The following is an 18,492-nucleotide window of genomic DNA, read 5'->3' as shown; positions in this document are numbered from 1 at the left end:
GAGAACACCCCCCTGCGCCCGGGCAGCGAGGAATACCTCGACTCGGAGAAATACCAACTCCGACCCCGCGACTGGGAGACAGCCGAACGCGAGGGCCGCACCATCATCCCCCTCGTCACCAAGCTCAACGCCATCCGCAGGGCTCACCCCGCCCTCCACCGCCTCAGGAACATCCGCTTCCACCACACGGACAACGACGCGCTCATCGCCTTCAGCAAACGCACAGGCCCGGACACGGTTCTGGTGGTCGCCAACCTTGATCCCCACCACACCCAGGAGGCCACGGTCTCGTTGGACATGCCGCAACTCGGCCTGGACTGGGATGCCTCCCTGTCCGTGCACGACGAGCTGACGGGTGAGACCTACCGCTGGGGCCGGAGCAACTACGTACGCCTTCAGCCCGGCAGGGCTCCCGCGCACGTGCTCCACGTCCAGGCATCGCCATCGCAGATCGGAGGGTCCCCCGCGTCATGACCGTCAATGAACCCGTGCTGGACACCTTCGAGGACACCCCTGCCAAGGATCGTGACCCCGACTGGTTCAAGCGCGCCGTCTTCTACGAGGTCCTGGTCCGCTCCTTCCAGGACTCCAACGGCGACGGCGTCGGCGACCTCAAAGGCCTGACCGCAAAACTCGACTACCTGCAATGGCTCGGCGTCGACTGCCTGTGGCTGCCGCCCTTCTTCAAATCACCGCTCAGGGACGGCGGCTACGACGTCTCCGACTACACCTCCGTCCTGCCGGAATTCGGCGACCTCGCCGACTTCGTCGAGTTCGTCGATTCCGCCCACCAGCGCGGCATGCGGGTCATCATCGACTTCGTCATGAACCACACCAGCGACCAGCACCCGTGGTTCCAGGAGTCGAGGAAGGACCCCGACGGGCCCTACGGCGACTACTACATGTGGGCCGACGACGACAAGGCATACGCCGACGCCCGCATCATCTTCGTCGACACCGAACCCTCCAACTGGACGTACGACCCGGTCCGGGGTCAGTACTTCTTCCACCGCTTCTTCTCCCACCAGCCCGACCTCAACTACGAGAACCCGGCCGTGCAGGAGGAGATCCTGGCCGCCCTCCGCTTCTGGCTCGACCTCGGCATCGACGGCTTCCGGCTGGACGCCGTGCCGTATCTGTACGCGCAGGAGGGCACGAACTGCGAGAACCTGCCCGCGACCCACGAGTTCCTCAAACGCGTCCGTCGCGAGATCGACGCGATGTATCCGGACACGGTGCTGCTGGCGGAGGCGAACCAGTGGCCGGAGGACGTCGTCGACTACTTCGGCGATTTCCGGAGCGGCGGCGACGAATGCCACATGGCGTTCCACTTCCCGGTCATGCCGCGGATCTTCATGGCCGTACGGCGGGAGTCCCGCTACCCGGTCTCGGAAATCCTCGCGAAGACCCCGGCCATCCCCTCGCGCTGCCAGTGGGGCATCTTCCTGCGCAACCACGACGAGCTGACCCTCGAAATGGTCACCGACGAAGAGCGCGACTACATGTGGGCGGAGTACGCCAAGGACCCGCGGATGCGCGCCAACATCGGCATCCGGCGCAGGCTCGCCCCGCTCCTCGACAACGACCGGCACTCGATCGAGCTGTTCACCGCATTGCTGCTCGCCCTGCCGGGCAGCCCGATCCTCTACTACGGCGACGAGATCGGCATGGGCGACAACATCTGGCTCGGCGACCGCGACGCCGTCCGCACGCCCATGCAGTGGACCCCGGACCGCAACGCCGGCTTCTCCACCTGCGACCCGGGCAAGCTCTGCCTCCCCACGATCATGGACCCGGTGTACGGCTACCAGGTGACGAACGTCGAGGCGTCGATGGCGTCCCCGTCCTCCCTGCTGCACTGGACCCGGCGCATGATCGAGATCCGCAAGCAGAACCCCGCCTTCGGACTGGGCTCCTACACGGAACTGCAGTCCTCCAACCCGGCGGTGCTCGCCTTCCTGCGCGAGTACGAGGACGACCTCGTGCTGTGCGTGAACAACTTCGCGCGGTTCGCGCAGCCCACCGAACTCGACCTGCGCGAGTTCAGCGGACGCCACCCGGTCGAGCTGTTCGGCGGGGTCCGCTTCCCGGCCATCGGTGAGCTGCCGTATCTGCTGACCCTCGGGGGCCACGGCTTCTACTGGTTCAGGCTCTCCCGAGTCGCATCCCGCATCGGCAGACGACTTTGAGCGTGAGCTTCGAGCGTGTGCCGAGGAAAGGACGGGTCACCATGCAGAAGACCGCATCTCCCCGACCGGCCCGTACGGTCGACGCCAGCCCGATGGCCTCGCTCGCCGGGCTGCTGCGCGAGTGGCTGCCACGGCAGCGCTGGTTCGCGGGCAAGGACAGACCCGTCACCGACCTCGCGCTGCTGTCGATGACGGAGCTGTTCCCGGGCTGTCTGCATCTGCTGGTGCACGCCGGTCACTCGGCGGTGCCCGTGCCGGGCGGCACGCCCCCCGTCGGTGACTGCTACCAGCTGCTGCTCGGCGTACGGCAGAACCTGTCGCCGCGCCTCGGCCGGGCGCTCATCGGCCGTGCCGAGGAGGGACCGCTGGCCGGTCTGACGGTGTTCGACGCGCTGCAGGACCCCCGGTCGGCGCAACTGCTCCTGGAGCGGCTGCGGCACCCCGGCGCGGCGGGCCCGATCCGCTTCGAGGCCGATCCGTCCGTGACCGTGCCGGCCGGGCTGGTGCCGCGGCTGCTGGATGCCGAGCAGTCCAACACTTCTGTGGTGTACGGCGACTCGTTCATCCTGAAGCTCTTCCGGCGCATCCAGCCCGGCGTCAACCCCGACCTGGAGCTGTCCGGCGCGCTGGCCGAGCAGGGCTGCCGTCGGGTACCGGCCCCCGTGGCCTGGTTCCGCACGACGCATCCCTGGGAGGCGACGCTCGGCGTGCTGCAGCCGTTCCTGCGTGACGCCAACGACGGCTGGACGCTGGCGCTGAACGCGCTGGCCTCGGGCGGTGACTTCACCGCGGAGGCCCGTCAGCTGGGGCGGGCGACGGCGGAGGTGCACCTGGCGCTGGCGGCGGCGTTCCCCTCCCGGGCCCGCGGCGAGAACGGCCGTACGGCGGCGGCGATGACCGAGCGCCTGGAGAACGCCGCGCACTTCGTCCCCGCGCTGCGGCCGTACGTCCCCGGCCTGCGGACCGCCTTCGGTGCCCTCGCCGGCTGCGATCCCGGGCCGCCCGCCCAGCGCATCCACGGTGACCTGCACCTGGGTCAGGTGCTGCGGGCGGGACGCGAGTGGTTCGTCATCGACTTCGAGGGTGAGCCGTCCCGCCCGCTCGCCGAGCGGCGCGGCTTGCACTCGCCGGTGCGGGACATCGCCGGCATGCTGCGTTCCTTCGACTACGCCGCCCGGCAGCGTCGGCCGTGGCGTCCGGAGTGGGCGCGCCGCTGCCGGGAGGCCTACTGCGCGGGCTATGCCGCCCTCGCCGGGTGGGACCCGCGCAAGAAGCACGGGTTGCTCCGTGCGTACGAGACCGACCGCGCCGTGTACGAGGTTCTGTACGAGGCCCGGCACCGACCCGACTGGTTGCCCGTACCGATGGCGGCGATCGAACGCCTCGCCGTGAGAGGAGCCTGACCCCATGGCCCTGCACGAGACCTCGCGCCCCGAGTCGGCCGGACCGGGCGGGTGCGCCGCCGCGCCCAAGCTCGATCCGGCCGACCGCGACCGCCTGCTGTCGGGTGCCCACCACGATCCGCACGCGCTGCTCGGCGCCCATCCGGTGCCGGGCGGGATCGCCTTCCGGGCGCTGCGCCCGTTCGCGCGTGCGGTGAGCGTGGTGGTCGACGGCGAGCGCACCGGGCTGGTCTCGGAGGGCGGCGGCCTCTTCTCCGGCGTACTGCCGCTGGACGCCGTCCCCGCGTACACGCTGCTGGTGTCGTACGCGGAGGACGGGTCCGACGAGCGCGAGGTCCACGACCCGTACCGCTTTCTGCCCGCCCTCGGCGAGTTGGACCTGCACCTCATCCGTGAGGGCCGGCACGAGCAACTGTGGAAGGCGCTCGGCGCCGAGCCGATGATCCACGACGGGGTGGCCGGCACCCGCTTCACCGTGTGGGCGCCCAACGCCCGAGGGGTGCGGGTCGCCGGGGACTTCACCTGCTGGGACGGGACGGCGTTCCCGATGCGGTCGCTCGGCGCGTCCGGGGTGTGGGAACTGTTCCTGCCGGGCATCGGCGAGGGCACCCGGTACAAGTTCGAGATCACCTCCCGGTACGGCCACCGCTTCCTCAAGGCGGACCCGATGGCACGCTGTGCGGAGGTCCCGCCGGACACGGCGTCGATCGTGCACGCCTCGCACCACGAGTGGGGCGACGAGAAGTGGATGGCGCACCGGGGCGACATCCCGGTGCACGAGGCGCCCTTCTCGGTCTACGAGGTCCACCTGCCGTCCTGGCGGCCCGGACTGTCGTACCGCCAACTCGCCGAGGAACTCCCCGCGTACGTCAACGACCTCGGCTTCACGCATGTGGAGTTCATGCCGGTCGCGCAGCACCCCTTCGCCGGTTCCTGGGGCTACCAGGTCACCGGCTTCTACGCGCCGACGGCCCGCCTGGGTACGCCGGACGACTTCAAGTACCTGGTCGACGCCCTGCACCGGGCCGGCATCGGGGTGATCATGGACTGGGTGCCGGCCCATTTCCCCAAGGACGACTGGGCACTGGCGCGGTTCGACGGGGACCCGCTGTACGAGCCCGGGGACGCGCGGCGTGCGGAGCACCCGGACTGGGGGACGTTCGAGTTCGACTACGGCCGCACCGAAGTGCGCAACTTCCTGGTCGCGAACGCCACGTACTGGTGCGAGGAGTTCCACATCGACGGGCTGCGGGTGGACGCCGTCGCCTCCATGCTCTACCTGGACTACTCGCGCGAGTCCGGGCAGTGGGCGCCGAACGTGTACGGCGGGCGGGAGGACCTGGCCGCGATGGCGTTCCTGCAGGAGATGAACGCGACCGTGTACCGGCGCAACCCGGGGGTCATCACCATCGCGGAGGAGTCGACCGCCTGGGGCGGGGTGACCCGGCCGACCGACTGCGGCGGGCTGGGTTTCGGGCTGAAGTGGAACATGGGCTGGATGCACGACTCGCTGGAGTACATGGCCAAAGAGCCGGTGCACCGCAAGTACCACCACAACGAGATGACGTTCTCGATGGTGTACGCCTACAGCGAGAACTACGTCCTTCCCATCTCCCACGACGAGGTCGTGCACGGCAAGCAGGCGCTGGTGTCGAAGATGCCGGGCGACTGGTGGCAGCGGCGCGCCAACCACCGGGCGTACCTGGGCTTCATGTGGGCCCATCCCGGCAAGCAACTGCTCTTCATGGGCCAGGAGTTCGCACAGGGCGCCGAGTGGTCGCAGGAGCACGGTCCGGAGTGGTGGCTGCTCGATCCCGGGTACGCGTCGGCGGGCGACCACCGGGGCGTGCGGGACCTGGTCCGTGATCTCAACGCGTTCTACCGGGCGACCCCGGCCCTCTGGGCGCGGGACACCGATCCCGGCGGGTTCCAGTGGTCGCTCGGGGACGCGGCCGACGACAACGTCTTCGCGTTCCTGCGCTACGACGCCGAGGGCGGCGCCGTGCTCTGCGTCTCCAACTTCTCGCCCGTCGTCCGGCACGACTACCGTCTGTGGGTGCCGGACCATGTCACCGCCTGGCAGGAGGCCCTCAACACGGACGCCGGGCGCTACGGCGGCAGCGACGTCACCAACCCGGACCCCGCCAAGCCGGAGGACGGGCACATCCGGCTGACGCTGCCCCCGCTGGCGACGGTGTGGCTGGTGCCCTCCCCCTGATGGGACCGGGCCGGGCTCACAGGATCAGGACGAGGGCGTAGACCAGGAAGAACGCGGCGATCACGGCCACGAGGAGGAGGATCAGGGTCAGGGGCGCCTTGGCCCAGCCCGTCGGCGGGTTGTGCGTCTCGCGTGGGCCGGCACCGGGCATGCTGCTCTCCGCCGGCGGGGTCTCGCCCGGGGGAACGCCGCCGCCGGGTTCGAGGCCGGTGCTGCGCTCGGGCTCCGGGTCGGGGTTCGGGCGGCGGTTCGGGTCGGCGTTCGGATCAGGGTTCGGTCGGCTGTTCGGATACGTCATGCCACCCGGGTTCCCCGATGGGGCCGAGATCACCAAACGAGGTCAATTGTCAGTTCCCGGCACCAGGCGCTCTCAGCTGGGCTAGATTCGGGCACCGCCGATAACAGTACTCATCGGTGACGTCACACCCGGTACGCATCAGGAGCAGCGCATGCGCGACCTCGGCCTCGCTCCCCCGGCCGTCACGCCCCTGACCGGCGGGCTCGCCGACAGCGTCTTCGAGACGGCGGCCCGCAATCCCACGCTGCCGTTGCTCGCGCGCCGCCCCGACCCGTCCTCCACCACGTGGGAGGAGGTGACGGCCGTCGAGGTGCGCGACGAGGTGACCGATCTGGCCAAGGGTCTGATCGCGTCCGGGATCTCGCCGGGCCATCGGGTGGCCATCATGGCGCGCACCCGGTACGAGTGGACCGTGCTCAGCCACGCTCTGTGGGCGGTGGGCGCCGAGGTGGTCCCGATCTATCCGACGTCGTCGCGCGACCAGGTCGAGTGGATCCTGCGGGACGCGGAGTGCGTGGCCGTGGTCGTCGAGGACGAGCAGGCGGTCATGACGGTGGGCTCGGTGTGCGGATCGCTGCCGCAGCTGCGCCACGTCTGGCAGCTGGACGCCGGAGGACTGCAACAGCTGGTGGACCGGGGCCAGTTCATTCCGCTCACCACGGTCGAGTCGCTGCGCCGCATCGTCCTGCCGGACTCCACCGCGGTCGTCGCCTACACCTCCGGCACGACGGGCCGGCCTCTGGGCTGCGCGCTGAGCCACCGGAACCTGGCGAGCACCTGCGACACGCTGCTCGCGGGCTGGGGCCACAAGGTGGTGCCGCCGGGAGGACAGGCGTCCGTCCTGGCCTTTCTGCCGCTCTCCCATGTGTACGGGCTGCTGGTGCAGACCCTGTGCATCCGCGGCGGCATGATGATGGGTCACGAACCCGACCTGAGCGAGGAAGCACTGTCGGCCGCCCTGCGCACCTTCCGGCCGACCTATTTCTGCGGCGTGCCGTCGATCTTCGAGAAGATCTACAAGAACGCCCTGCGCACGGCCCAACAGGCGGGCCGGGGCGCGCTGTTCGAGCGGGCAGCCGACACGGCACGGGACTTCGCCGCCGCCCTGGAACGGCACCGGCTGGGCGGGGGCCCCGGACCCGGCTTCGATCTGCGGCTGCAGCACGCCCTGTACGAGCGCACGGTGTACCGCAAGTTCCGCGCCGCGCTGGGCGGCCGGGTGATGCTGGGGACGTCCGGCGGCTCGTCCCTGAACCGTGAGCTCTCCCTCTTCTACGAGGGCATCGGCATCTACGTGAACGACGGGTACGGCCTGACGGAGACCAGCGGCGGTGTGACGGCGCAGCCGCTCGGCCGGGAGATGTCCGGGACCGTCGGGCAGGCGCTGCCCGGCATCGACATCCGGGTGGCCGACGACGGGGAGATCCTCGTGCGGGGACCGTCCGTGTTCCAGGGCTACGTCCACGACGAGGCCTCGACGCGGGCGGCGCTGCGCGGCGGCTGGCTGGCCACCGGTGACCTGGGGCGGCTGGACTCCGAGGGCTATCTCACGATCACCGGGCGCAAGAAGGACGTCATCGTCACGAGCAGCGGCAAGAGCGTCTCCCCGGCGCTCCTGGAGCAGCGGCTCAGGATGCATCCGCTGGTGCACCAGGCGGTGGTCGTGGGTGACAACCGGCCCTGTGTCGGGGCCCTGATCACCCTGGACCCGGACTTCCTGGCGTTCTGGCGGGACTCCCTCGCGGCGCGCAGCGACGCGCGGATGCGGGAGGCACGGGAGGAGAACCAGCTGCGGGAGGAGATCGGCCGAGCCGTCGCCGCGGCCAACAGCGCGGTGTCGCGCCCGGAGTCCATCCGGGTGTTCCGGGTGCTGCCGGAGCCGTTCGACGTGGCCAGCGGCCTGCTGACGCCGTCGATGAAGCTGCGCCGGGACGCGATCGTGCGGCACTACGCGCTGCAGATCGACGCGATGTACCAGGCCCGCTCGCGCGCGCCCCGGGAGCAGTTGTCGGACGAGTTCGCGCACTGGGACGACGTGGACAACGTCTTCCGCTGAGCGCGGCTACTCGCCCGTGGTGAGCCGTACGACGTTCGACGGCTCCGCGAGGACGAAGGCGCGGATCCGGTAGGAGGCCCGTCTCTCGCCGGGCAGGGTGGCCAGTGTCGTGCCGGTGACGTCCGGGGCGAGGACGGCGACGGGTTCGTACCCGGTGCCGTTGTCCCTGCGCGCCTCCAGAAGGAATCCGTCCTCGTCCGTGGAGGTGTCGGTCCAGGTGAAGCGGATGCCGTCCGGCTGTTCGGAGCGGGCGGGCCGGGACGCGGGGCCCCGGTAGGCCCGCAGCCGGTAGAAGAAGGTCGTGTTCGGCATGAGGTCGGGGTGGCGGTAACTCGACACCCGCGTCGGCAGGTAGTCCACAACGGTGTAGGGGCCCGCTTCCTCGGTCGCGAACTCCAGCATGTGACCGGCGACCGGCGGTCGGCCGTCCGTCCAGTCGAGGTGGATGTCGGTGGGTGTCGCGAGAACACCGCGCAGGGGCTGCTCCGGACCGGCCGAGCAGGCCGACAGCGCCAGGACCAGCGCTGCCGACGCTGCGAGGCGCGCTTTTGCACGCATACGGCGGCCGCTACCTGCGCCAGAAGCGGATGCCGCTCCACTCCACCGTGGCCGGCCCGCCGCCGCTGTTGGTGCGGTAGGCGCCGAACTTGTCGTAGAAGCTGCCGCCGGGGCTGGCGTAGGTGTGCTTGAGGGAGCCGTTGATGTAGGTGCGGTGCTCGACGCCGACCTGGTGGACGGTGTTGACCCGGACGGTCGCGCCTACGGTCCCGGCGTGGGAGAGCGTGGTGCCCCCGTGCACCGCGTACAGCCTGCCGCCGCGTTCGACGGCGAGCATGAAGTACGGGCCGGAGCCCGACTCGTGGAACGTCTGCTTGAGGCTGATCCGGGTGCCGCTGAGGCTGGTGATGCGGAAGTAGCCCTCGAACTGGCGCGTTCCACCGGTGTAGGTGGCGTAGCGCCGTTCAGCCCGCTGGTCGCCGCTCGCGGTGGAGCAGGTGAGCCGGAACGTCAGGCCGTCGACCTGGCCACAGCCTCTCTCCTGTACGGAGTAGCCGGGTGACACCGACTGCCAGCCGCCGGGCTCGCCTTCGGCGAAGGCGTGCGGGACCGCGTGCAAGGAGACGGCGCACAGCGCCGAGGTGACGGTGAGGGTGCGCAGGCGTGCGAGCATCCTGCCTCCTGTCCGTTGTGGGGGGGTGGGCCGCAGGTCGCGCACACCGACCAATGGTCACATACATGAACTGCGATCCCTGTTTTGGACGAGCGCGTCGGACGCTAGGTCCAGACCAACCGACCGTCAAGAGATCGCGCGTACACGTCTTTCACCTCCGAACCGGTGTGCTGCCGCACGGCTTGGGGCAAGGTGGCTGTCGACGGGTTCATCTGCCTGCTGCTCCCGGCTGGCGGAACGACCGGTGGCGCGGTGGGATCGAGGCGTGCGAAGCAGCGATCCAGGGGCAGGCGAACATCGTCCAGGCACACCGCCCGGAGCCGCAGAAGGGATGATCACCGTGACACGACCCAGGATCCTGGTGGTTGGCGCAGGCTTCGCCGGAGTCGGCTGCGTACGCCGGCTGGAACGCAAACTCTCCCCCGACGAGGCCGAGATCACCTTGGTGACGCCGTCCTCCTACCAGCTCTATCTGCCGCTTCTGCCCCAGGTCGCCTCCGGCGTCCTCACCCCACAGTCGATCGCCCTGTCCCTGCGCCGCAGCCGCAGGTACCGGACCCGGATCATCCCGGGCGGCGCCATCGGCGTGGACCTCGCGGCCAAGGTCTGCGTCGTCCGCACCATCACCGAGAAACTCGTCAACGAGCCGTACGACTACATCGTGCTGGCCCCCGGCAGCATCACCCGCACCTTCGACATCCCCGGGCTCACGGACAACGCGTACGGCATGAAGACGCTCGCGGAGGCCGCCTACCTCCGCGACCACGTCATCTCCCAGCTCGACCTCGCCGACGCCAGCCAGGATCCCGACGAGCGCGCGGCACGGCTGCAGTTCGTGGTGGTCGGCGGCGGATACGCGGGCACCGAGACCGCCGCGTGTCTGCAGATGCTGACGCACAACGCGGTCAAGCGCTATCCGCGGCTCGATCCGAGCCTCATCAGGTGGCATCTGATCGACATCGCGCCGAGGCTGATGCCCGAACTGGGCGAGAAGCTCGGCAACGACGCGCAGGAGATCCTGCGCAGGCGGGGCATCGAGATCTCCCTGGGCGTGTCCATCGCGAAGGCCGGCCCCGAGGAGGTCACCTTCACCGACGGCCGGGTGATCCCCACCCGCACGCTGATCTGGACCGCCGGAGTCGTCGCCAGCCCGCTGATCGGCACGCTGGGCGCGGAGACGGTCCGGGGACGGCTGGCCGTGACGGCCGAGATGAACCTGCCCGGGCACGACGGCGTGTTCGCGCTCGGCGACGCCGCCGCGGTGCCCGATGTGGCCAAGGACGAGGAGGGCGCCGTCTGCCCGCCCACCGCCCAGCACGCCATGCGCCAGGGCAAGGTCGTGGCCGACAACGTCATCGCCGCCCTGCGCGGGCAGCCGATGCGGCCGTACAAGCACAAGGACCTCGGCCTGGTCGTCGACCTCGGCGGCCGCGACGCCGTCTCCAAGCCCCTCGGCGTCGAGCTGAAGGGCCTGCCCGCCCTGGCCGTCGCCCGCGGCTACCACTGGTCGGCGCTGCGCACCAACGTGGCCAAGACCCGCGTCATGACGAACTGGCTGCTCAACGCGGTCGCCGGGGACGATTTCGTGCGCACCGGGTTCCAGTCCCGCAGTCCGGCCAAGCTGAAGGACTTCGAGTTCGTCCACGCCTATCTGACGCCGGAGCAGATGCGGGCGCAGGTCGGCGGGAAGGGCTCCGCGGAAGGGGCGGCCGGTTGAGGAGGGCCGCTCGAGCAGGCCGGTTCCGGTAGGCCGGTTCCGGCAGGCCGCTCAATGGGCCGATTACGGTAGGCCGGCGAGGTGGGCGAGCGGCCCGGCCCGGGCGCGGCTCGCGGCGTGAGCGGGAGAGAGTGGGAGAGAGCGGGAGAGAGTACGGCGACGTGAGGGCAGCGGGACGGCCGGTCCGGGCGCGACTGCGTGACCGGGTCGCGGCCTCGGACCCGGGACTGCTGCGGCTGACCGCGGGGCTGCGGACGTCGGGCGCGATCGCCCTCGCGCTGGCCGTGCTCGCCCTGCTGGGCACCGATGTGACCCATCTGGTGGCGGGGGCCCTGGCGGCGATGGTCGCCACGTTCGCCATCCGGGAGAAACAGCGCGGGCAGCAGGCCGTCACGCTGGCGCTGGGCCTCCCGGTGGCGCTGGCGTCCATGTCGTCGGCGGCGGCTCTGCACGGCGACGTACTGGCCGGCGACCTGGTCTTCGTCACGCTCATCTTCTGTGCGGTCTACGGCCGACGGTTCGGCGACCGGGGCACCGCGCTCGGCCTGATCGGCTTCCAGATCTACTTCGCCTCCCTGTTCGTCGGCGCCACGGTCGAGGACCTGCCCGAACTGTCCGGGGCGGTCGCGGTGGCCTTCGGGTGCAGCGCGCTGGTGCGTTTCCTGCTCGTCCCCGAGACGCCGACCCGGGTGCTCCGGCGGCTGCGGGAGGCATTCCGCGCCCGGCTGGCCCAGTTGCTGTCGGCGCAGGCCGACCTGCTCGACGCCGGCCCGCAGGACGCGGACCGGGCCCTGGAGCGGGTGCGCGGGGGCACGGCGCGCCTGCACGAGACGGCGCTGCTGATCCAGGGGCGGCTGAGCGACGGGGCCACCGACGAGGCGACGGCCCGGCTCGTCCAACGGCGCGTCGCGGACGCCGAGATCGCCGCCGAGCGGCTGGGGCTGTCGCTGCTGCGCGCACGCGGCGCCGAGCGGGTGGACACACTGGCCCTGCACCTGCCGGACGCGCCCGTCCCCTCGGGCGGGCGCCAGCCCGTACGGGACGTGGCGACCGACACGCTGCGCCGTGACCTCCAGGCGCTGCGCCTGCTGGTGCTGCGCCCCGTCGACCAGGCCGCCGGAACCTCGGTGGCGCACCTGCGCAACCGGCTGCTCGGCTATCGCGACGAGGAGAACCTGCCTGCCGCGTCCCCCGCCGTGCAGGACGTCTTCCGGCGGGTCGGCGAGGCCGCCCGCGCGGTCCTCGGGCTGCGGACCGCCCTCGGCGGGGCCCAGGACGAGGCGGACGACACCCCGGCCACGGCCCGTTCCCGCGAGGAGCTGGACGCGGAGGACGCCGTGCTCGACGCCGACGAGGAGGAGCCGTCGCAGGAGGCCACAGGTCTGCGGCGGCCCACCACACGCGCCGCCGTACAGGTCGCCGTGGGGTCGACGCTGGCCATCGTCGGCGGCGAGCTGCTGTCCCGGGACCGCTGGTACTGGGCGGTGCTGACCTGCTGGATCGTGTTCCTCAACACCGCGTCCACGGGCGAGATCCTGGTCAAGGGATACCGCCGCCTGCTGGGCACCGTCCTCGGCGTGCTGGCCGGCATCGTGCTGGCGGGCGCCGTGGGGCACCACACCTGGACGGCGTTCGCGCTGGTGCTGCTGTTCGTCTTCGCGATGTTCTACTCGGCACCCCTGTCCTACACGCTGGTGTCCTTCTTCGTCACCGCGGCACTGGGCCTCCTCTACACCCTGCTGCACACCTACAGCCTCTCGGTGCTCGTCCTGCGCATCGAGGAGACCGCGCTCGGCGCGGCCTGCGGGGTGATCGCGGCCGCCTTCGTGCTGCCGGTGCAGACCGACCGCCGTACGAACGAACTCCTCGCCGCCGTGCTGGAACGGCTCGCCGACGTCACGCGCAGCGCCGTCGACCAGCTGAGCGGTGGACCGCCCGTCGAGCTGCTCGACCAGGCACGTGACCTGGATCAGGCGCTGGCCGATCTCCGAGCCGCCACGAAGCCGCTCACGCATCCGGTGACGCCGCTGCGGGCGCGGCGGGAGACCGCCCGCTATGTCGTGGCGCTGCTGGAGACGTGCGCGTACCACGCGCGCTCCCTCGCCGCGACGGCCGAGCTGCTGCCGACCCACCCCTCCATCGCGGCGGACCCCCGGCTGCGCCGGGCGGCGGGGCGCATCACGCACAACATCGAAGTAATCTCGGCGCATGTCACCGGCGAACGCACCGCGGACGGAATCGAGACCGGCCCGAGCATCGCCTCCCTCCTGGGGCCGGACGTCCCGGGGGCACCGCGATACGGCCGGGTCACCGACCGCGTCCTGAGGCATCTGCAGCGACTCGACGAGAGCGTGGCCGGTCTGGCCCGTCCTCTGGGCGTTTCCGTGAAGCCACCGGACGGATGACCGGTCATCGGAGGCGATACGGGGTACGCGGAAGACATGACCGATGTCGTGGACTCAGACGAACTGCTGCGCAGGATGCAGCGTGCCCGGGCCTGTGCCCGGCAGGAGGAGCGGACGTGGCGGACGCGAAGCGAGACGCTGAGGTCGACCGATCCGGAGGCGGCCCGCGACGCCGCCGTACGGACACTGGCCTACGAGACCGTGATCGAGGTGCTCGACGAGGTGCTGACCCCGGGGAAGCATCCCGAACCGGCCTGAAACCCGGATCGGAGTGAAACGGGTCACGTGCCGCGCTCTCGGTTACGCAGAATCCCCCCAGATGGTTTACCGTTCATACATACGTGGTCGCGGGGTAGAACGCATACGTCCCCTGTGCACCACCGCTTACGGCCCTGGCTGGCTTCCCCCGTCCAGCCAGGGCTTTTTCATGCCCTCAGCGCCTCGTCCCGCGAGATTCCGGCGCGAAACCGTCCTCCGCCGAGGTGCTCACGGGCCCGGCAGCGGCTGAAATGGACGCAGGCAAGCACCGGAACCTCAGTCGTCGGCGAGGAGCCCCGTGTCATGACCAAAGCGATCAAACTGCTGACCGCCCTTCCGCCGCCTCAGCGCGAGCGTCTGATGTCACTCGCGCGGGAGGTCTCCTTCCCGGAGGACGCCCGGATCTTCGAGGCGGGCGGCACGGCCGACCGCTTCTGGGTCATCCGCTCGGGCGCCGTCTCCCTCGACCAGCGGGTGACGTCCCTGCAGCGGGTCACGGTCGCCAGCCTCGGCTCGGGCGACCTGCTGGGCTGGTCCTGGCTGTTCCCCCCGTACCAGTGGGACTTCGGCGCGGAGGCCTTCAGCCCCGTGCGGGCCTACGAGTTCGACGCGGCGGCGGTGCTGCGGCTGTGCGAGGAGGATCCGGGCCTCGGCATGTCGCTGGTGCGGCACGTCGCCGAAATCCTCGCGCACCGGCTGGAGATGACGCGGGGCAAGCTGATGGAGCAGTACGGGCACAACCGGCGCAGCGTGCTGTGACGATCCGGCGCGGTGCCCAGCGCCGCGTCGGACCCGCGGCCGCCGCGGGGCCGGCCCTGCGCCCGAATGCGTCGCGCCCGGTCAGGCTCCCGCGATGAGGCTGACGCCGAGCGCGATCATGGTCGCCGCCACCAGTCCGTCCAGCACCCGCCAGGCCGTGGGCTTCGCGAGGTGGCGGCTCAGCAGCCGCGCCCCGAAGCCGAGCGCGGCGAACCAGCACAGGCTCGCCAGTGCGGCGCCGAGACCGAACGTCCAGCGCATGGGGCCCCGGTCGGCGGCGACCGTGCCGAGCAGGAAGACGGTGTCGAGGTACACGTGCGGGTTGAGCCAGGTCAGGGCGAGGCAGGTCAGCACCGCTCGCCGCCGTGACCCCGCCGCCTCGCCGTCGGTGAGCAGGGCACCGGCCGGCCGGAAGACCCGGCGGGCGGCGAGAGCGCCGTAGCCGAGCAGGAACGCCCCACCGATCCACGCCACCGCCGTCAGCACGCCGGGCCACGCCACGACCACCGCGCCGACGCCGGCCACGCCCAGGGTGATGAGGAGCGCGTCGGACAGGGCGCAGATGCCGACGACGGCGATAACGGCGTCGCGGCGGATCCCCTGACGCAGGACGAAGGCGTTCTGGGCGCCGATGGCGACGATGAGCGAGAGGCCGGTGCCGAATCCGGCGGCGGCAGCGGTCAAGGCGTTGGTCATGACATCGACGCTACGGAGTCGATCAGTGCAAGTACAGCTAAAGATTCTTACGTATCCTTAGCTCTCGTGAAGACAGAGCTGACCGAGCTTCCCCTTGACCAGGTGCGCACCCTGCTCGCGGTGCTGGACGAGGGCACGTTCGACGCGGCCGCCGCCGCGCTGCATGTGACGCCGTCGGCGGTGAGCCAGCGGGTGAAGGCCCTGGAGCAGCGCACGGGGCGGGTGCTGCTGGTGCGGACGAAGCCGGTGCGGGCGACCGAGTCGGGCGAGGTCGTCGTCCGGTTCGCCCGCCAGCTGGCGCGGCTGGAGCGCGACGCGCGGGCCGAGCTGGGGCTGAGCGGGGCCGGGGAGGCGACCCGGGTGTCGATCGCCGTCAACGCGGACTCGCTGGCGACGTGGTTCCTCGCGGCGCTGACGCGAGTGCCGCAGGAGCCGCGGCTCTGCTTCGAGCTGCGCCGGGAGGACGAGAGCCGTACGGCGTCGCTGCTGCGGGAGGGCCTGGTGATGGCGGCGGTGACCTCATCGCCCGATCCCGTGGCGGGCTGTTCGGTGCGCCCGCTGGGCCGGTTGCGCTATCTGGCCGCGGCGAGCCCGGAGTTCGCCGAGCGGCATCTCGGCGGCTCGCTGCGGGACGCGATCGCGCGGGCACCGGTGATGACCTTCGACCGCAGTGACGATCTCCAGGACGCTTTCGTGCGCGGGCTGCGGCGCTCTCGTACGGGAGCGAGTGCGGTACGGCACCACGTGCCCACGTCGGAGGGTTTCCTCTCGGGGGTGACGGCCGGACTGGGGTGGGGCCTGATCCCCGAGTCCCAGGCGGAACCGCTCCTGAGGGACGGCCGCCTGGTGCAGCTCGTCCCGGAGCGGCCCGTCGACGTGCCGCTGTACTGGCAGCAGTGGAAGCTGCACTCGCCGGCGTTGGTCGCGGTCACGGACGCCGTGGTGGCCACTGCTCGGCAGGCGCTGCGCGCCTAGGCCCTGTCGTTTGGATCATCCCCGCGTCGCGGGGTCTGGCACGCACATCTGCCGCGTTGTCGTCGATCGCCGACTCCCCCACTCTCGAACAACCTCGCGCGGGGGCACCCCCATCGCGTCGACTCCCTCCTCCGCCTTGCAGCTGCACGCACCAGACCCCGCTCGGGTCGGCTCAAGGGTGCCGTACCTCATGGCCGGCCTGATCCAAACGACAGGGCCTAGCTCGCGGGGCGCTCCGCCGCCAGCTGCGCCGCCGCGCTGTCCAGCAGCATCTCCAGAGCCGTCGGATAGGCGCTGTTCACCATCCGGGTCGCCAGCAGCGGAGCCGCCTCGGCGATCCGCGGATGGGTGGTGCGCGGCACCCGCGCGTAGGTCGACCGCCACATGTCCTCGTCGGCGCGCAGCGACTCGCTCGGCAGAGCCAGGGACGCCGCGTCGAGCGCCGCGAAGGCCAGGGTCTGGTCGATGAAGGCGTGGTAGATGCGCACGGTGTCCGGCAGCGCGAAGCCGGCCCGGCGCAGAATGTCCAACACCGCCTCGTCCGCGGCGAGTTCGTGGGCCCGTCCGGTGACCCGGCTCGTGGTCAGCACAGCGGCCTGCGGATGGGCGACGTACGCCTCGTGGATGCGCAGCCCGACGGCACGCAGGTCGGCCCGCCACTCCCCCGTCGGCTCCCAGCCCCGCAGGGCCTCGCCGATGAGGGCGTCGCCGATGGCGAGGGTGAGGTCGTCCATGCCGCGGAAGTACCGGTACAGCGTGCTCGGGTCGGCGTCGAGGGCCAGGCCGAGGCGGCGGGCGGTGAGGCCGGCGCTGCCGTGCTCGCGCAGCATGCGCAGCGCCGTTTCGACTATCAGCCGCTCCGACAGCACGGTGCCGCTCTTCGTGGGACGGCGCCGACGCCGCTTTTCCTCAGGAACGACCGCTTTCGGCATGGCGCCCTCCATCCTTATGCCAACGCCATTGACCTTACGTCGGCGGGCGGCGTTGTATCTGCGGCGGGGCCCCACCACGTCGTAGACCTTCAGCCGAGGGAGTCTTGTCATGCGTGTACTGCTCGTGGGCGCCGGTGGTGTGGGCACCGCCGTCACCCGGATCGCGGCCCGGCGTCCGTTCTTCGAGGCGATGGTGGTCGCCGACTACGACCTCGCGCGGGCCGACGCGGCCGTGGCGGCGCTCGCCGGCGACGCGCGGTTCCGGGCCGAGCGCGTGGACGCGGGCGACGAGGCGGCGGTGGCCGCGCTGCTGGAGCGGCACGCGTGCGACGTGCTCCTCAACGCCACCGACCCGCGCTTCGTGATGCCGCTGTTCCGGGCGGCGCGCACGGCCGGGGCGACGTATGTCGACATGGCGATGTCGCTGTCGCGGCCGCATCCGCAGCGGCCGTACGAGGAGTGCGGGGTCAAGCTGGGCGACGCCCAGTTCGAGCAGGCGGCGGACTGGGCGAAGGCGGGTGCGCTGGCCCTGGTCGGCATGGGCGTGGAGCCGGGGCTGTCGGACGTGTTCGCCCGGCACGCGGCCGACGAACTCTTCGACGAGATCGAGGAGATCGGCGTCCGCGACGGCGCCAACCTCACCGTCGACGGCCATGACTTCGCCCCGTCCTTCAGCATCTGGACGACGATCGAGGAGTGTCTCAACCCGCCGGTGGTGTACGAGGCGGGGCGCGGCTGGTTCACCACCGAGCCGTTCAGCGAGCCCGAGGTGTTCGACTTCCCCGAGGGCATCGGGCCGGTCGAGTGCGTGAACGTGGAGCACGAGGAGGTGCTCCTGATGCCTCGCTGGGTCGACGCGCGCCGGGTGACCTTCAAGTACGGCCTGGGCGAGGAGTTCGTCAGCACCCTCAAGACGCTGCACCTGCTGGGTCTGGACGGCACCGAGCCGGTGACCGTGCCGAGCGACGGCGGGCCGGTGCGGGTCTCGCCCCGGGACGTGGTCGCCGCGTGCCTGCCGGACCCGGCGACGCTGGGCGAGCGGATGCGCGGCAAGACCTGCGCGGGTACCTGGGTTCGGGGCGTGAAGGACGGCAAGCCGCGCGAGGTGTACCTGTACCACGTGGTGGACAACCAGTGGTCCATGACGGAGTACGGCTGTCAGGCCGTGGTGTGGCAGACGGCGGTCAACCCGGTCGTCGCGCTCGAACTCCTCGCCACCGGAGCGTGGTCGGGCACCGGAGTGCTGGGCCCGGAGGCCTTCCCGGCCCGGCCCTTCCTGGACCTGCTGACCGCGTACGGCTCCCCGTGGGGCATGCGCGAGCAATGACTTGATTCACCGGTGTCCGATGGGGTTTCACCCATGCATCGACAGGCGACCCGAAAGCGAGTAAGGCATCCACCGAGGGCACGTACGA

At 71.0% G+C, this 18,492-nt stretch carries 16 protein-coding genes; 11 read left to right on the top strand and 5 right to left on the bottom strand.

The annotated features are described in order from the left end of the window. The 4 genes from ACIBAG_RS16240 to glgB all read left to right on the top strand — a co-directional run. Window positions 1-474 (top strand): DUF3459 domain-containing protein (locus ACIBAG_RS16240; protein WP_399105404.1); only part of this gene is annotated, 474 nt, incomplete at its 5' end. Beyond that, on the top strand, window positions 471-2,189 hold the full coding sequence (gene treS / locus ACIBAG_RS16235) for a maltose alpha-D-glucosyltransferase (protein WP_399105402.1): 1,719 nt from the start codon (window positions 471-473) through the stop codon (window positions 2,187-2,189). The genes ACIBAG_RS16240 and treS, both read left to right, overlap by 4 nt. A 41-nt stretch (window positions 2,190-2,230) precedes the next feature. Next, the gene (locus tag ACIBAG_RS16230) at window positions 2,231-3,592 is read left to right on the top strand and encodes a maltokinase (protein ID WP_399105400.1); all 1,362 of its coding nucleotides are present in this window, start codon (window positions 2,231-2,233) and stop codon (window positions 3,590-3,592) included. Window positions 3,593-3,596: 4 nt separating this feature from the next. Then, on the top strand, window positions 3,597-5,810 hold the full coding sequence (glgB, locus tag ACIBAG_RS16225) for a 1,4-alpha-glucan branching enzyme (protein WP_399105398.1): 2,214 nt from the start codon (window positions 3,597-3,599) through the stop codon (window positions 5,808-5,810). Window positions 5,811-5,826: 16 nt separating this feature from the next. Here glgB and ACIBAG_RS16220 read toward each other — a convergent pair whose 3' ends face one another. Beyond that, the gene (locus tag ACIBAG_RS16220) at window positions 5,827-6,108 is read right to left on the bottom strand and encodes a DUF6480 family protein (RefSeq protein ID WP_399105396.1); all 282 of its coding nucleotides are present in this window, start codon (window positions 6,106-6,108) and stop codon (window positions 5,827-5,829) included. 151 nt (window positions 6,109-6,259) lie between these two features. Between ACIBAG_RS16220 and ACIBAG_RS16215 the strand changes: the two genes are divergently transcribed. After that, window positions 6,260-8,164, top strand: a complete 1,905-nt coding sequence (locus tag ACIBAG_RS16215; protein ID WP_399105394.1) for an AMP-dependent synthetase/ligase — start codon at window positions 6,260-6,262, stop codon at window positions 8,162-8,164. A 6-nt stretch (window positions 8,165-8,170) separates the two neighbouring features. On the opposite strand, the gene ACIBAG_RS16210 is transcribed toward ACIBAG_RS16215, so the two are convergent. After that, a complete protein-coding gene (locus tag ACIBAG_RS16210; protein ID WP_399105392.1) occupies window positions 8,171-8,722 on the bottom strand; it encodes a hypothetical protein in 552 nt (183 codons plus the stop codon). A gap of 10 nt (window positions 8,723-8,732) precedes the next feature. After that, a complete protein-coding gene (locus ACIBAG_RS16205) occupies window positions 8,733-9,335 on the bottom strand; it encodes a hypothetical protein (RefSeq protein WP_399105390.1) in 603 nt (200 codons plus the stop codon). A 331-nt stretch (window positions 9,336-9,666) separates the two neighbouring features. Here ACIBAG_RS16205 and ACIBAG_RS16200 point away from each other — a divergent pair, with 331 nt between their 5' ends. From ACIBAG_RS16200 to ACIBAG_RS16185, 4 genes are all read left to right on the top strand, one after another. Beyond that, window positions 9,667-11,052, top strand: a complete 1,386-nt coding sequence (locus ACIBAG_RS16200) for an NAD(P)/FAD-dependent oxidoreductase (protein WP_399105388.1) — start codon at window positions 9,667-9,669, stop codon at window positions 11,050-11,052. Between the two features lie 161 nt (window positions 11,053-11,213). Beyond that, the gene (locus tag ACIBAG_RS16195; protein ID WP_399105386.1) at window positions 11,214-13,457 is read left to right on the top strand and encodes an FUSC family protein; all 2,244 of its coding nucleotides are present in this window, start codon (window positions 11,214-11,216) and stop codon (window positions 13,455-13,457) included. 36 nt (window positions 13,458-13,493) lie between these two features. Next, complete coding sequence (locus tag ACIBAG_RS16190) at window positions 13,494-13,715, top strand: hypothetical protein (RefSeq protein WP_399105384.1); 222 nt, start codon at window positions 13,494-13,496, stop codon at window positions 13,713-13,715. A 303-nt stretch (window positions 13,716-14,018) separates the two neighbouring features. After that, complete coding sequence (locus tag ACIBAG_RS16185) at window positions 14,019-14,474, top strand: cyclic nucleotide-binding domain-containing protein (protein ID WP_399105382.1); 456 nt, start codon at window positions 14,019-14,021, stop codon at window positions 14,472-14,474. Window positions 14,475-14,555: 81 nt separating this feature from the next. On the opposite strand, the gene ACIBAG_RS16180 is transcribed toward ACIBAG_RS16185, so the two are convergent. After that, complete coding sequence (locus ACIBAG_RS16180) at window positions 14,556-15,170, bottom strand: LysE/ArgO family amino acid transporter (RefSeq protein ID WP_399105380.1); 615 nt, start codon at window positions 15,168-15,170, stop codon at window positions 14,556-14,558. Window positions 15,171-15,236: 66 nt separating this feature from the next. Between ACIBAG_RS16180 and ACIBAG_RS16175 the strand changes: the two genes are divergently transcribed. Further along, on the top strand, window positions 15,237-16,145 hold the full coding sequence (locus ACIBAG_RS16175) for a LysR family transcriptional regulator ArgP (protein ID WP_399105378.1): 909 nt from the start codon (window positions 15,237-15,239) through the stop codon (window positions 16,143-16,145). A 218-nt stretch (window positions 16,146-16,363) separates the two neighbouring features. Here the strand turns inward: ACIBAG_RS16175 and ACIBAG_RS16170 are convergent, their stop codons facing one another. Further along, window positions 16,364-17,077 carry a TetR/AcrR family transcriptional regulator gene (locus ACIBAG_RS16170; protein ID WP_399105376.1) on the bottom strand — a complete coding sequence of 238 codons (714 nt, stop codon included), beginning with the start codon at window positions 17,075-17,077 and terminating at the stop codon, window positions 16,364-16,366. 109 nt (window positions 17,078-17,186) lie between these two features. Here ACIBAG_RS16170 and ACIBAG_RS16165 point away from each other — a divergent pair, with 109 nt between their 5' ends. Next, window positions 17,187-18,404, top strand: a complete 1,218-nt coding sequence (locus ACIBAG_RS16165) for a saccharopine dehydrogenase family protein (protein ID WP_399105374.1) — start codon at window positions 17,187-17,189, stop codon at window positions 18,402-18,404. The last annotated feature ends 88 nt before the right edge of the window (window positions 18,405-18,492 follow it).

Source organism: Streptomyces sp. NPDC051243 (assembly GCF_044455405.1).
Lineage (GTDB): Bacteria > Actinomycetota > Actinomycetes > Streptomycetales > Streptomycetaceae > Streptomyces.
Note: the sequence above shows the minus strand (reverse complement) of the source record. Positions and strands in the feature narration are given on the sequence as shown.

What these genes read in the sequence shown, in the direction of transcription:
- treS (WP_399105402.1), top strand. Translation starts at nt 471, where the DNA reads ATGACCGTCAATGAACCCGTGCTGGACACCTTCGAGGACACCCCTGCC.
- ACIBAG_RS16230 (WP_399105400.1), top strand. Translation starts at nt 2,231, where the DNA reads ATGCAGAAGACCGCATCTCCCCGACCGGCCCGTACGGTCGACGCCAGC.
- glgB (WP_399105398.1), top strand. Translation starts at nt 3,597, where the DNA reads ATGGCCCTGCACGAGACCTCGCGCCCCGAGTCGGCCGGACCGGGCGGG.
- ACIBAG_RS16220 (WP_399105396.1), bottom strand. Translation starts at nt 6,108, where the DNA reads ATGACGTATCCGAACAGCCGACCGAACCCTGATCCGAACGCCGACCCG.
- ACIBAG_RS16215 (WP_399105394.1), top strand. Translation starts at nt 6,260, where the DNA reads ATGCGCGACCTCGGCCTCGCTCCCCCGGCCGTCACGCCCCTGACCGGC.
- ACIBAG_RS16210 (WP_399105392.1), bottom strand. Translation starts at nt 8,722, where the DNA reads ATGCGTGCAAAAGCGCGCCTCGCAGCGTCGGCAGCGCTGGTCCTGGCG.
- ACIBAG_RS16205 (WP_399105390.1), bottom strand. Translation starts at nt 9,335, where the DNA reads ATGCTCGCACGCCTGCGCACCCTCACCGTCACCTCGGCGCTGTGCGCC.
- ACIBAG_RS16200 (WP_399105388.1), top strand. Translation starts at nt 9,667, where the DNA reads ATGATCACCGTGACACGACCCAGGATCCTGGTGGTTGGCGCAGGCTTC.
- ACIBAG_RS16190 (WP_399105384.1), top strand. Translation starts at nt 13,494, where the DNA reads ATGACCGATGTCGTGGACTCAGACGAACTGCTGCGCAGGATGCAGCGT.
- ACIBAG_RS16185 (WP_399105382.1), top strand. Translation starts at nt 14,019, where the DNA reads ATGACCAAAGCGATCAAACTGCTGACCGCCCTTCCGCCGCCTCAGCGC.
- ACIBAG_RS16180 (WP_399105380.1), bottom strand. Translation starts at nt 15,170, where the DNA reads ATGACCAACGCCTTGACCGCTGCCGCCGCCGGATTCGGCACCGGCCTC.
- ACIBAG_RS16170 (WP_399105376.1), bottom strand. Translation starts at nt 17,077, where the DNA reads ATGCCGAAAGCGGTCGTTCCTGAGGAAAAGCGGCGTCGGCGCCGTCCC.
- ACIBAG_RS16165 (WP_399105374.1), top strand. Translation starts at nt 17,187, where the DNA reads ATGCGTGTACTGCTCGTGGGCGCCGGTGGTGTGGGCACCGCCGTCACC.